The sequence below is a fragment of the Nonomuraea sp. NPDC003201 genome (assembly GCF_053590415.1).
This window is the reverse complement of sequence record NZ_JBSFTC010000089.1, coordinates 25,615-37,183: the sequence shown is the minus strand read 5'-3', so window position 1 is coordinate 37,183 and position 11,569 is coordinate 25,615. Positions and strand designations below refer to the sequence as shown.

The window sequence follows — 11,569 nt, the reverse complement described above, 5'->3', positions numbered from 1 at the left end:
GGCCACCGGGGCCGCCACCGGGGCGGCCACCGGGGCGGCCACCGCGTCGCGGCCGGTCACCGGGGAGAACGTGCGGACGCTCAAGCCCGCACGCCCGATGCCGGTCCCGGCGCCGACGCCGGTCCCCCAGCCTGCCCGCCCGATCACCGCTGTGGAGACACAACCCGAAACGCCAGCCGAACCGGAGCAGAAGCCTGTGACCGAGTTCACGTCGAACGGGCTGCCCCTCCGGGTGCCACAGGCCAACCTGGCGCCAGCGCTGCGGGACGACACGCCCACGCAGCCCGACTTCGAGGAGGACGATGACGAGCGCTCGCCGGAGGAGATCCGCAGGATGATGGGATCTCTGCAGTCAGGCACCCGTCTTGGCCGCACCGAAGCCGCCAAGATGCTGGATGAGCAGTCTGGAGATGAGGCATGACCCCTACCTCCGGCACCGACCTGAACTGGCTGCTCGACGACCTCGTCGGCCGTGTCAAGGAGGTCGAGCACGCCATCGTGCTGTCGTCCGACGGCTTGCTGATGGCCTCCTCCGCCGCGATGCAGCGGACCGACGGCGAGCACCTGTCCGCCGTCGCCTCCGGGCTGCAGAGCCTGGCGAAAGGCGTCTCGGACCACATTTCCGGCGGCCCCGTGCGGCAGACGGTCGTGGAGTGGAAGAACCAGTTCCTCATCGTTACCATGGCGGGCGAGCGCGCCTGCCTGGCCGTCCTGTGCGCGCAGAACGCCGACATCGGGCTGGTCGCGTACGAGATGGCGATGATGGTGGCGCGCGTCGGCCAGTACCTCACCTCGGGCGCCCGCAACGCCGAGGCCGTCGCCAGGAGCGACCGGTGAGAGGCGCGGACGAACCGACGGACGAGCACTGGGTGGATCCGGAGATCATCCGGCCCTATGTGGTCACCCGTGGCCGTACGCAGCCCGTGCACGGCCGGTTCGACCTGATCTCCATGGCCCTCGCGGTGGGCCCGCCGCCGGGCCCCGACGCCGGGCTCGACCCGGAGCACCTGCGCATCATCCAGCTCTGCCGCGAACCGAAGTCGGTCGCCGAGATCGCGGCATACCTCGACCTGCCGGCCGGCACGATCCGGGTGCTGCTCGGCGACCTGTTCGACCGCGAACTCGTCTCTGCCCAGGAACCACAATCCGAGGTGGACATGCACGACATGAAGATGTACAGGGCGGTGCTCGATGGTCTTCGCTCGCTCTGAGCGTCCGCGCCTGCCGACGGCGATCAAGATCCTGATCGCGGGCGGCTTCGGCGCGGGCAAGACGACGATGGTGGGCGCCGTCTCCGAGACCCGGCCGCTGCGCACCGAGGAGGTCCTGACCGACCGCGGGATAGGCGTGGACGACATCTCCTCGGTGGAGGCCAAGCGCACGACCACCGTGGCGATGGACTTCGGCCGGATCACGCTGGGCAACGACTACGTCCTGTACCTGTTCGGCACACCTGGCCAGGAGCGTTTCTGGTTCGTGTGGGACGAGCTGGCGGAAGGGTCGCTGGGGGCCGTCATCCTGGCGGACACCCGGCGCCTGGCCGACTGCTTCCCGTCGGTCGACTACTTCGAGCGGCGCGGGACGCCGTTCGTGGTGGCTGTCAACTGCTTCGAGGGATCGCCGTCGTTCGAGCTGGACGAGGTACGGCTCGCGCTCCAGCTCAGCCCCTCCGTCCCCATCATCATGTGCGACGCCCGCAAGAAGGACTCGAGCCGCGAGGTCCTGATCGCCCTGGTCAAACACTCGGCCCGGCTCCGCGCCGAACCGGTCGGCAGCTGACCCCTCGGGAGGCGCCCGTTCATCAGGGGCGCCTCCCGAGGGTTTTTCAGCGGAAACGGTCCGTCGCGGCGACCACCTCCGCCACCATGTCCCTCCCGCCGTGTCCCTCGCCGCAGACCACGAGCTCGCTGCCCGGCCAGCTCTTGTGGAGCTCCCAAGCGGTCTCGAGCGGCCCGCTCACGTCGAGCCTGCCGTGGACCAGCACCCCCGGGATCCCCTTCAGCAGGTGGCCCTGCTCCACCAGGTCGCCCTTCTCCGGCAGGAAGCAGTCATTGCCCCAGTAGTGGGTCACCAGCCGCGCGAACGTCATGCGGAAGACGGGATCCTGGAAGCGCGGGTTCGGCTGGTACTGCGGGTCGAGGCTCACGTGCGTGTCCTCCCAGTCGCACCAGTCGCGGGCGGCCTTCTCGCAGGTGCTCGGGTCGGCCAGGAGGCTTGCGTAGGCCGCGGCCAGGTTCCCGTCACGGTCCTGCTCCGGCACTCCGTCGCGGAAGCGCTCCCACTCCTGGGGGAAGACCCGTCCCACGTCCCGGGTGATCCACTCGATCTCCTTGCGGCGGCCCGCGGTGACCGCCAACAGGATCACCTCGCTCACCCGTTCCGGGTACCGCTGCGCGTAGGCCAGGCTCAGGGTCGAACCCCACGAGGCCCCGACCAGCTGCCACTTCTCGATGCCCAGGTGCGCCCGCAGGAGCTCCATGTCGGCGATGAGGTGCTGAGTGGTGTTGACCGACAGGTCGGTCTCCGTCAGCCCGGCGTTCGGCGTGCTGCGCCCGCACCCCCGCTGGTGGAACAGGACGATCCGGTACGCCTCGGGGTCGTGGAAGCGCCGCCAGTTGGCCGAGAACTCGGCCCCGGGACCGCCGTGCACGATCAACGCCGGCTTGCCCGCCGGGTTGCCGCTCACCTCCCAGTAGACCTGGTTGTGGTCGCCCACGTCGAGCATGCCCTGGTCGTACGCTTCGATCGGAGAATACATAGGCGCCACGGTAACGCCAGCCGGGCTTGGGGACGGCGCCGTGACCGTCCTCAAGGCGCTTCGTAGCGCAGGTTGAGCACGCCGGTCTCGAACGTCTCGGACTTGACCAGTTTCAGCGCGTGGGTCGGGCCGTCCTCGAACAGCCGCTGCCCATGGCCGACGGCGATCGGGTGGACGAGGAGGTTGAGCTCGTCGAGCAGCCCGTTGGCCAGCAGCCACCGCACGGTCGTCGCGGAGCCGGACATCTGGATGTCGCCGTCGATCCGCTCCTTGAGCTCGCGCAGCCCGGCGGCGACGTCACCGTTGACGACGGTGGTGTTCTCCCAGTCCGCCTTCTCCAGGGTGCTCGACACGACGTACTTGGGAAGGGCGTTGAAGGTCGCGGCGATCTCCTTGTCGCTCTCCGCCGACGTCCAGTACGCGGACCACTCGTCGTACAGCTTGCGGCCCATCAGCATCGCCGCCGCGCTCCGCATGCCCGCCTCGACGACGGCGCCCATCTCGTCGTTCCAGTACGGGAAGTGCCACTGGTCGGGCGACTCGACCACGCCGTCGAGGGAGATGAAGAAACTCGAAATGATCTTTGCCATGGTTCCGTTCCTTGTGTCTTGGAGGAGTTCGCCCCGTTCGGCGTGGTCAGAGCATAGGCAGCCAGGAACGCGCGCATCTTGTACAGAAGCGACAGCGCCTCCGCCGGATCCCCACTGGCACCATGGATCCCGTGACCATCGAGCTTGTGGAGCACTACACGAAGGCGACCTCCGAGGGCACACGCCTCACGAGATCGCCGCACGGCATGTTGGAGTACCGGCGCACCCAAGAGCTGCTGAGGCGCACGTTGACGCGGCCGCCGGCGCGCATCCTCGACGTCGGCGGCGGCACGGGGATACACGCGCAATGGCTGGCAATGGGCCTGCCTGGCCTGCTCTGGACGTCGCCGGGGAACGCGAATTCGATCAGCTTGTGGACGCGGCGCTCCAGTGCGCCCGCATCGCCGAGCAGGACCCTCTGATGATCAACCTCAGTGCCCACCTTCTCGCCGTGGCCGTCGTACCGCCGCGCTGATCAGCCCAAGGGTCTCTTCCGGGCCGTCAGCACTTCGAGGCGCACCGGTTCGAGAAACCGGCCGGTCGGGTCGGCGGCGAGCAGGGCGCCGGCGATCGCCCGCTCGAAGGCGGGCCGCCGATCGCCGAGCAGCCGCCGCAGCGGCAGCGACGTCGAATACAGGTAGCCGATGATCCGTTCCGCCGTCCACGACCGCTCGAATTCATGGACCACCCGGGCGACGTGGGGAAACGGCGAATCAGCCAGCACCGCCCCGTGCGGCCTGGCCGGCGTCCTGGCACCTGTCTCGGGGAGCGGGCCCAGGAACCGGTGCTGCACCTCTTCGATGGCGTGCTGGTCACCAGCCGGAACCGTCCCAGCCCGCCCGGCAGGTCCGCCGAGCCACCGCGTACCCAGGTCACGTTGCCGACCTCGCCCGCGAGTGCCTGGCGGGCGGCCTCGGCGAGCATGTCCGGCTCAGGGTCGACGCCGACCGCCTCCGCGACGTGCCCGGCGAGCGGGATGGTCAGCTGGCCGGTGCCGCAGCCGAGGTCGAGCAGACGTCCGGAGCCGTCGAGCCCGAAAGCGCGGATCAGATCGTCGAAGAACACCCTCGGATAACCCGGACGAAACCGTGCATAGAACCGACCCGTCCCGGCGAACAGCCCCTGCGGGATCATCCGAAGTTGTTGGTCTGTTCGTTGTGGTCGCCGATCTGCACACCCTTCCCCTCCTGGATGTGCACCACGGCCCCGAAGCCGGGCGACGTCCGTGGCCCGGGGTCACCGTCCCCGGGTGCCTGCCGCTGCCTGATCCAGCTGGCGACGGCGAGCGTGAGGGCGGCCAGCTCGCAGAACGCGGCGATCACCCCGGCCGGTCCCGCCGCCTTGTCCGTCCCGGCCACCGCGACGTACGCGCCCAGCCCCGCCGCGACGACCGCCCCGGCCGCCACGGCGGTCCACATCAGCACCCGCCACTTCATATCTCGCATCATTCGCCCGGACCATGATCGATGCCTATACGGGGCTGGTTGTTAAGACCTTTCCGATACGTGGCGGCCAGGGATATCGCCTTGACGGCGGGCGGCGCGCGAGAGAAATGTGGAGAAGGCCAGGGGGGCGAGTCGGCGTGGGCGCGTACAGGGGATATTTCAGGAGACCGGCGGCACGCTCGGAGGAGCGGGCCCAGCCGGCGGATCGGTCGCTGTCCGCGCAGGCCCGTCCGGACCCGACGCCGCTCGGCGTGTCGGCGCACGAGCAGGCGGCACGACGCCTCGAGGAGCGGCGCAAGCAGATCGCCGCGGAGCTCGACCGGCTCACGGCGGCCGTACGCGGGCTGGAGGAGCGCGCGCCGTCGCCGAGCCGGGCCGCTCGGGCGCGGAAGCTCCTGACCGAGATCAAGGGCCTGGAGGCGGAGCTGCGGCGGCAGCCCGCGCGGCACCCGTTGGCGGCCGTCCTCCTGCAGGAGGACACGCCTTCGGCGAAGGCGTCGCGCCTGAGAAGACGGGTGGAGACGGTCATCGCCCAGGCGCCGGGCTCGCGGCCGGAGCGTGAGGGGCAGCCTGTACGAGGCGAGGCCGAGCTACCGAAGGGCGCCGAGTCGCCGGCCGCGGTGGAGACCGAGCTACCGAGGCGCGCCAAGTCGCCGGCCGCGGCGGAGACCACGCAACCGAAAGGCCCCGAATCGCCGGCCGCGGCGGACACCGTGCTGACCGTCGGGCGGCAGTCCGCGGACGGCGTCACCGTCAAGGAGACCCTGCTGGGTGAGCGGACCCGCAGGGTGGACATCAGCGGCTCCTGCGGCGTGGTGGTCGGTTCGGGCAACCGGCAGCACAACCACTTCCACTACCAGCTCGCCGACCGCCCGGTCTCCCTGGCGGAGGTGCTCACCGCGACGCCCGCCCACGAACGCGCCCTGGCCAACCTCGTCGAGAACCCCGCCAGCGCCCGCGCCAACCGCGCCATGCGCTCCCTCCTCGGCAAGGAGGCGGCCAGGGTCATGGCGCGCGACGACGCCGTCACCGCGAGGTCGGTGCCGAAGCGCGTCCGCCTGTCGGGCGTGCTCGGTCCCGGCGGCGAGATCGTGGTACGCGGCTCCGCGGGCGTCGTGGTCGGCCGGGGCAACGTCCAGAACAACCACTTCCACTACCGCCTCGAACGCCCCGACGCGCTGCTCGCACGGGCCCTGGCCGAGAACGAGGGCGCCATGCGGGCGATCGGCCAGATGTACCGAGACCCCGCGGGCCGGATGACCGACCGGGACCTGGGCGCGATGTTGACGCGGCTCGTCACAGCGAAGAGGCCGGCGGCCGACGTCGTCCAGGGCCACGTCGTCCAGGGCCACGGCGGCCGGACCGAGCGCGTACCGGACGGCCGCGGCGTCATGATCGGCTCGGGCAACGTCCGGATCGACGAGGTCCACTCCCCCGGCCGTTCCGGATGGCGCGTGATTCTCAGGAGAGCGGCCGATCAGAACGTCCCGGCCAAGGCCGTCGCCAGGCCGTCGGTCGACAGGGAATCGGGGCAGAGGCGCCACTCGTCCTCGTCGCGCAACCTGAGCAGGGACCGGTGGTAGCCGTCGCGTAACACGCCGACCGCGAGCTGCGCCCGGCGTACGCCGAAGCTCTTGCCGCGCCGCCGTCTGCCGAGGCGGGTCACGACGGTCACCTCGGTCACCAGCACGCATCCGTGCACGTCGTCCGGCCAGGTCACCTTGGCCAGCTCCGTCCCGAGATCGCCCGGGCCGAGCGGGGTGAGGGGGATGGCCAGGAGAGCGTCCGGCGGCACCTCCGCCAGCGGGTCCAGGGGGTAGGCGACCCCGAGGTAGGTGTCGCGGTCGGTCAGGGCGTACATGCGGTGCGCCCCGTCCCATCCCTCACCGGCGGCGTCGCGCCCGGCCGCGATCACCGCGGCCGTCAACGCGTCGCGACCAGCCACGAAGGCATCATCCCCCTCGACGGGCGAGAGGGAAAGCGCGGCCCGTTTCGAGCACTACGCTCCTTCGGCCGCCGTGATCACCGTGAGGAGCCGGTGGGCAGCCCCTGACGACGTCCGATCCGCGCGACAGAGGAGCGGGCTCGGCGCGTCAGCGCAGGGTGGCGGTGAAGGTGCGGCCGTGGGTGTGGCGGGTCGTCGCCTGGACGAGGGTGCCGCCCGGCACGCGCCGTACCGTCACCCCCTCGTCGGCCGCCTCCAGCCTGAGGGGCGCGCCGGTCAGGACGACGGTGACGCGGTCGCGTTTCATCGTGGGGTCCGACAGGGCGACGACCGTGCGCTCGCCGGACTTGACGATGACCGAGGCGGGGCCGTCGACGATCAGGTGCCCGGCGTGGCGGGGGCCGTCGGAGAAGACGTTGGCGGCGACGATCCCGAGCGTCTTGTGCCGGACGGCCTGCACGTGCCGGTCGTTGGCCAGGACGGTCAGCGGGCCGTCCGCGTAGCGGCGCAGGCGGGCCTCGGTCGCGTTCGGGACCAGGGCGTAGGCGAGGGCGGGGACGTCGCCGGTGGCGGGGTGGGCGATCGAGGCGGTGAAGACGTTCTTGGTCACGCCGGTGTCGGGGTTGGACGTGCGCACGACTCTGCGGCTGCGGGTCACCGTCTCCAGCCCGGCCGCGACGGTCTGCCGGGTGAGGAAGGCGTACCCGATCGCGGTGGCGCGGGTGCCGTTGGCGTAGCGCAGCCAGCGCGGCGGCGTGGTGTCGCCCGGCTGCCAGGCCCGGCCGCCCCAGCTCTCGCCGGTGAGCGCGACCGCGTCGCCCGGGGCGGCGATGCGGCTGTCCACGGTGGTCACCGCGGCCCGGCCGCCCTCACCGGAGACGCCCGCGGCCAGCACCACGATCTCGTCGTCGAGCATGAACCAGGACTTGGTCGCGCGGGCGTTGCGGTAGGCGACGAAGTCGTCGGGCAGGATGCCCGCCTGTTTGGCGGTGTAGGCGGCGTCGTCGGACTGGACCATCCCCGCCGCGCCGTACGCGCCGAGCGTCGCGCCGCCGGAGAAGACGTTCCCGGCCTTGGGGAAGTACACGTAGGTGTTCTGGGACTCCGAGGAGGAGGTGAAGTTCAGCGGGTGGCCCGGGTTCTCGTACCAGAGCCGGCCGTACAGCTCGGGCACCGTGCGCCGCTCCTCGACCGGCGCGGTGATCCCGGCCAGCCGGTACGGCGAGACGGCCGTGTAGTAGTCGACGCCGAACACCTCGCGCTGGTCCTCCCCCGCGAGGTAGAGGTAGTACGCGCCGTCCCCCTGGAACCAGGGCATGAGGTTCTCGCCGCTCATGTACTCGTATTTGCTGATCCGCTCGGAGCTGCGCGCCAGGGCGAAGGCGTAGCCGGGCCGCCGGTGGACGGTCCTGTCCATGGAGTTGAACGCCACGCAGCGCGCGGCCGGATTGAGGTCGGCGGCCGGGATGGCGGAGTCGGCGCGGATGGCCGCGTACCGGGCGACGCTGACCGGGGAGACGAAGGCGGCCGTGTCGGCGGCCGGCAGGAACCTGACGTACTTCTTCAGCGCGAGAGCCTCGGCACCCTCGACGTGGTCGGCCAGGTCGGCGACGGCCTCCACGACCACCCCGACGTCGGCGTAGCCGGTGGTGGTGCGCGAGGCCGCCCGCCCCTTGACGATCTCCATCATCCAGCCCTCGAAGATCAGCGGGGCGAAGCCGTCGGCGACCCAGCGGTACACCACGCCGGCCAGGTCCTCGGAGGTTCCGCCGCTCGTGGCGCCCTCCAGCGTCTTGAGGGTCTGGACGACGCGGGTGAGCAGGGCCTTCCCGTAGGAGCCGGTGTAGGCGACCGAGTGGTGCTGGATGAAGGAGCCGTCGCGGTAGTAGCCGTCGGTGTTGCCGTGCTGGAGGTTGTAGGGGTCGATCGTGGCGAAGACGGTGGCCTGGTCGGAGATGGCCTTGCCGACGCGGGCGTCGTCGCCGGTGAGCGCGCCCTGCACGATCCGGTTGGCGGTGATGTCGGCCAGGTTCGCCCCGGTGTGGAAGCGCGAGTCGAGGTCGACGTCGCCGTTCTTGCCGTTGCGCAGGTAGGCGTCCATCGAGGCGATGTACGTCGCCGTCAGGTCGGGCCGGTCCTCCCGTACGCGGTCGGCCAGCAGGGCCAGGGTCCTGCTCACGTGGGTGGAGATGCCGATCTCCCAGTTGTGCCAGTTGCCGTAGTAGCCCGCCGGCTGGTCGCCGTAGTAGCGCTCGTGCAACCACTGCAGGCCGTCGAGGACCCGCCGCTGGACGGCGGTGTCACCGTCGAGCTGCCCGGCCGGCGTGCGGGTCGCGAGCGCGATCTCGAACAGGTACTGGTACGCCAGCCGCAGGTTGGCGTCGTCGGTGCCGAGCCTCAGCCCGGAGAACAGCTCCCCGGTGCCCGCCTGGTCCATGGCGGCCAGCCGCTGCCGGGCGGTCGCGGTGATCGACGCGAGCTTGCCGGCGACCTCGGGCCGGGCGTTGACCTCCGGGGTGCCCGCGAAGATCGCCACGGTGTTGGCGAGCAGCCGCGCGTGGTCGATCCCCGCGGCGGCGCGTACGGGGCCGGCCGCGGCGAGCAGACCGGCGGCGGGGAGCAGGGAGAGAACCTGGCGGCGGGACATGTGCGGCACGGCGAGCTCCAGGCCGTTGGGGGGATATGCCGGGCTCACCATACATGATCCCTTTCGCCGGACCAGGGAGGCGAAGTCCATGCTCCCAGCCCGGCGGCACGTCAGGGCTGAACGACACCGAGGTTGACCGGCAGCGACAGCGGGCCGATCGTGAAGAACGACGGGGAGTACGGGATGTCGTCGGGGTCGATCGCGAGGCTGAGCCCCGGCAGCCGCCGGTACAGCGTGGCGAGCGCCAGCCGGCTCTCCAGCCGGGCCAGCGGCGCCCCGATGCAGTAGCGCGGGCCGTGGCCGAAGCCGAGGTTCCCGGTCTGCTCGCGGGTGATGTCGAACGCGTCCGCGCTCTCCCCGTACTCCACCGGATCGACGCCGCTCGCCTGGTAGACCACGCCCACGGCCTGGCCCTTGGGGATGCGCACCCCGGCGACGGTCACGTCCTCCGCCGTGAAACGGAAGCTGGTCATCATCACCGAGTGGCGGTAGCGCACGGTCTCCTCGACCACGTCGGCCCACCGCTCCCCCGCCTTGGCCAGCGCGAGCTGATCGGGATACCGGGCCAGCGCCACGATGGCGTACCCGAGCAGGTGGACGGTGGTCTCGTGGCCCGCGACGAGCATGATCCACAGTACGCCGACCAACTCGTCGGTGGTGAGCTTGTCGCCCTCGTCGCGCGCCTGGACCAGGCCGGAGGTGAGGTCGTCGCCCGGCTCCCGCTGCTTGCGCTCCACCAGTTCGTGCAGGAAGGCCTGGAGGTCGTTCTGCGTCGCGAACGCCACCTCCGGCGGGGTGGTGTGGGCGAGCAGCGTGGAGGTCCAGTTCCGCAGGCGGAGCCGGTCCTCGGCGGGGATGCCGAACAACTCGCAGATCACCCACATCGGCAGCGCCTCGGTGAAGGCGGGCACCAGGTCGACGCCGTCGCCGGCGGCCACCACCTCGTCGAGCAGCTCATCGATGATCTGCTGGATCCGCGGCTCCAGGGCCCGCACCCGGGACGGCGTGAACGCGCTGCTGATCAGACCGCGCAGACGCCTGTGGTCGTCGCCGTCCATGGTGGACAGGTGACCGCCCTGGACGATGGCGCGCAGCGGCCAGTCCTCGGGGATCGATCCGTCGTGCAGGGCGGGCCAGTGCCGGGGGTCCCTGAGGAAGGTCCTGTTGTCGCCGGCGAGGATCTCCCGTACGGCCTTGTGGGTCAGGGCCAGGTAGGCGGGCACACCCCCTGGGAACTCCACCTCGACCACGGGAGCGATCTCCCGGAACCGGATGCAGGTGTCGAGCGGGTTCTCGTCCACGGCGGGGAACGAGGGGAGGTTCGTTGTCATTTGCCGCCCTTGAAGTCGGTAAGTGACCAGCGCCCCCATCAAATATGCGTTGTGATCAAGAGACAACAGCGGCCGGTGATCAGTGACGTGATGGTTACCTTGCGTTCACCGCGCTGGTGGGGGGGTGGCGGGTGGGGTCAGGCCGAGGGACGTGATCAAAGCGATCATCTCGTCGCGGTAGATCGCGGCCGGATCGTGCGTGAGCGTGCGCAGGTGGCCGTAGATCTCCAGCGCGACCAGGCCGTGCATGCGGCCCCACACCCGTAGCGTGAGCGCCACCGCGTCCGGCGGCAGGTCCGGGAACGTGGCCCGGATGTCCGCCGCCAGGCCGGGGTCGAAGTCGGACCAGGTGTAGGAGCCCGGGCCCGGCCCGCTCCAGGCCGCCGCGACCAGGCCCGTGAGCCCCCGGCACGCCCGGTGCTCGGCCTCGTTCGCCGGGCCGTCCTCCGGGGGCTGGTAGCCGGGGACCGGGTCGCCGTAGATGAGGCGGAAGCCCTGCGGGTTGGCCAGGGCCCACTCGCGTACGGTCTGCGCCCAGGCCAGGACGCGGCCGCCCGGGTCGGCGGCGGGAACGGCGTCGCGGGCGGACTCCGCCTCGTCCACCAGGGCCGTGTAGAGGTCGGCGATGAGCGTGGTGACCAGGTCGTCGCGGGTGGCGAAGTAGCTGTAGATCGCGCCGGCCGTCATGCCCATGTCGCGGGCGATGGCGCGCAGCGAGATGGCGTCGGGGCCGCCGGCCGCCATGAGCTTGAGCGCGATCTCCTTGATCTCCGCCGTGGTCTCCGCGCGCAGTCGCTCGCGCCTGGTCATCGTCGTCTGATCACCCACGCTTGACAGTCTACAGCGTTGGGCT

The 11,569-nt window shown here is 71.0% G+C and carries 14 protein-coding genes and 1 pseudogene; 6 read left to right on the top strand and 9 right to left on the bottom strand.

Translation table 11 applies throughout. The features are described from left to right. Nucleotides 1-196: 196 nt before the first annotated feature. From ACWDX9_RS28120 to ACWDX9_RS28105, 4 genes are read left to right on the top strand one after another with little or no spacing between them, the layout of a single operon-like run. Complete coding sequence (locus ACWDX9_RS28120; RefSeq protein ID WP_449959082.1) at nucleotides 197-421, top strand: hypothetical protein; 225 nt, start codon at nucleotides 197-199, stop codon at nucleotides 419-421. After that, nucleotides 418-837, top strand: coding sequence for a roadblock/LC7 domain-containing protein (locus tag ACWDX9_RS28115; RefSeq protein WP_449959080.1), 420 nt, complete (start codon nucleotides 418-420; stop codon nucleotides 835-837). The genes ACWDX9_RS28120 and ACWDX9_RS28115 overlap by 4 nt, the downstream gene beginning before the upstream one ends. Beyond that, nucleotides 834-1,211 carry a DUF742 domain-containing protein gene (locus ACWDX9_RS28110; RefSeq protein WP_185077533.1) on the top strand — a complete coding sequence of 126 codons (378 nt, stop codon included), beginning with the start codon at nucleotides 834-836 and terminating at the stop codon, nucleotides 1,209-1,211. The genes ACWDX9_RS28115 and ACWDX9_RS28110 overlap by 4 nt, the downstream gene beginning before the upstream one ends. Further along, nucleotides 1,192-1,779, top strand: coding sequence for a GTP-binding protein (locus tag ACWDX9_RS28105; protein ID WP_350722156.1), 588 nt, complete (start codon nucleotides 1,192-1,194; stop codon nucleotides 1,777-1,779). The genes ACWDX9_RS28110 and ACWDX9_RS28105 overlap by 20 nt, the downstream gene beginning before the upstream one ends. Before the next feature lie 46 nt (nucleotides 1,780-1,825). On the opposite strand, the gene pip is transcribed toward ACWDX9_RS28105, so the two are convergent. After that, on the bottom strand, nucleotides 1,826-2,758 hold the full coding sequence (gene pip, locus ACWDX9_RS28100; RefSeq protein WP_449959078.1) for a prolyl aminopeptidase: 933 nt from the start codon (nucleotides 2,756-2,758) through the stop codon (nucleotides 1,826-1,828). 50 nt (nucleotides 2,759-2,808) lie between these two features. Next, nucleotides 2,809-3,348, bottom strand: coding sequence for a dihydrofolate reductase family protein (locus tag ACWDX9_RS28095; RefSeq protein ID WP_449959076.1), 540 nt, complete (start codon nucleotides 3,346-3,348; stop codon nucleotides 2,809-2,811). 131 nt (nucleotides 3,349-3,479) lie between these two features. Between ACWDX9_RS28095 and ACWDX9_RS28090 the strand changes: the two genes are divergently transcribed. Beyond that, a complete protein-coding gene (locus ACWDX9_RS28090; protein WP_449959074.1) occupies nucleotides 3,480-3,770 on the top strand; it encodes a class I SAM-dependent methyltransferase in 291 nt (96 codons plus the stop codon). A gap of 53 nt (nucleotides 3,771-3,823) precedes the next feature. On the opposite strand, the gene ACWDX9_RS28085 is transcribed toward ACWDX9_RS28090, so the two are convergent. From ACWDX9_RS28085 to ACWDX9_RS28075, 3 genes and pseudogenes are all read right to left on the bottom strand, one after another. Beyond that, nucleotides 3,824-4,141 (bottom strand): hypothetical protein, encoded by a 318-nt coding sequence (locus tag ACWDX9_RS28085; RefSeq protein ID WP_449959088.1) that lies wholly within the window; start codon nucleotides 4,139-4,141, stop codon nucleotides 3,824-3,826. A 23-nt stretch (nucleotides 4,142-4,164) separates the two neighbouring features. Continuing rightward, a pseudogene (locus ACWDX9_RS28080) lies at nucleotides 4,165-4,482 on the bottom strand (class I SAM-dependent methyltransferase); the annotation flags it as partial. Continuing rightward, complete coding sequence (locus ACWDX9_RS28075) at nucleotides 4,479-4,784, bottom strand: hypothetical protein (RefSeq protein WP_449959072.1); 306 nt, start codon at nucleotides 4,782-4,784, stop codon at nucleotides 4,479-4,481. The gene ACWDX9_RS28075 and the pseudogene ACWDX9_RS28080, both read right to left, overlap by 4 nt. A gap of 146 nt (nucleotides 4,785-4,930) precedes the next feature. Between ACWDX9_RS28075 and ACWDX9_RS28070 the strand changes: the two genes are divergently transcribed. Beyond that, a complete protein-coding gene (locus ACWDX9_RS28070) occupies nucleotides 4,931-6,376 on the top strand; it encodes a hypothetical protein (protein ID WP_449959070.1) in 1,446 nt (481 codons plus the stop codon). On the opposite strand, the gene ACWDX9_RS28065 is transcribed toward ACWDX9_RS28070, so the two are convergent. The 4 genes from ACWDX9_RS28065 to ACWDX9_RS28050 form a co-directional block, all read right to left on the bottom strand. Then, a complete protein-coding gene (locus tag ACWDX9_RS28065) occupies nucleotides 6,271-6,738 on the bottom strand; it encodes a hypothetical protein (RefSeq protein WP_449959068.1) in 468 nt (155 codons plus the stop codon). The two genes, ACWDX9_RS28070 and ACWDX9_RS28065, sit on opposite strands and share 106 nt — an antisense overlap. A gap of 148 nt (nucleotides 6,739-6,886) precedes the next feature. Continuing rightward, nucleotides 6,887-9,436: a polysaccharide lyase family 8 super-sandwich domain-containing protein gene (locus ACWDX9_RS28060; RefSeq protein WP_449959066.1), complete on the bottom strand. Its 2,550-nt coding sequence runs from the start codon at nucleotides 9,434-9,436 to the stop codon at nucleotides 6,887-6,889. A gap of 59 nt (nucleotides 9,437-9,495) precedes the next feature. After that, the gene (locus tag ACWDX9_RS28055; protein ID WP_449959064.1) at nucleotides 9,496-10,716 is read right to left on the bottom strand and encodes a cytochrome P450 family protein; all 1,221 of its coding nucleotides are present in this window, start codon (nucleotides 10,714-10,716) and stop codon (nucleotides 9,496-9,498) included. 105 nt (nucleotides 10,717-10,821) lie between these two features. After that, on the bottom strand, nucleotides 10,822-11,544 hold the full coding sequence (locus ACWDX9_RS28050) for a TetR/AcrR family transcriptional regulator (protein WP_449959062.1): 723 nt from the start codon (nucleotides 11,542-11,544) through the stop codon (nucleotides 10,822-10,824). Nucleotides 11,545-11,569: the final 25 nt, after the last annotated feature.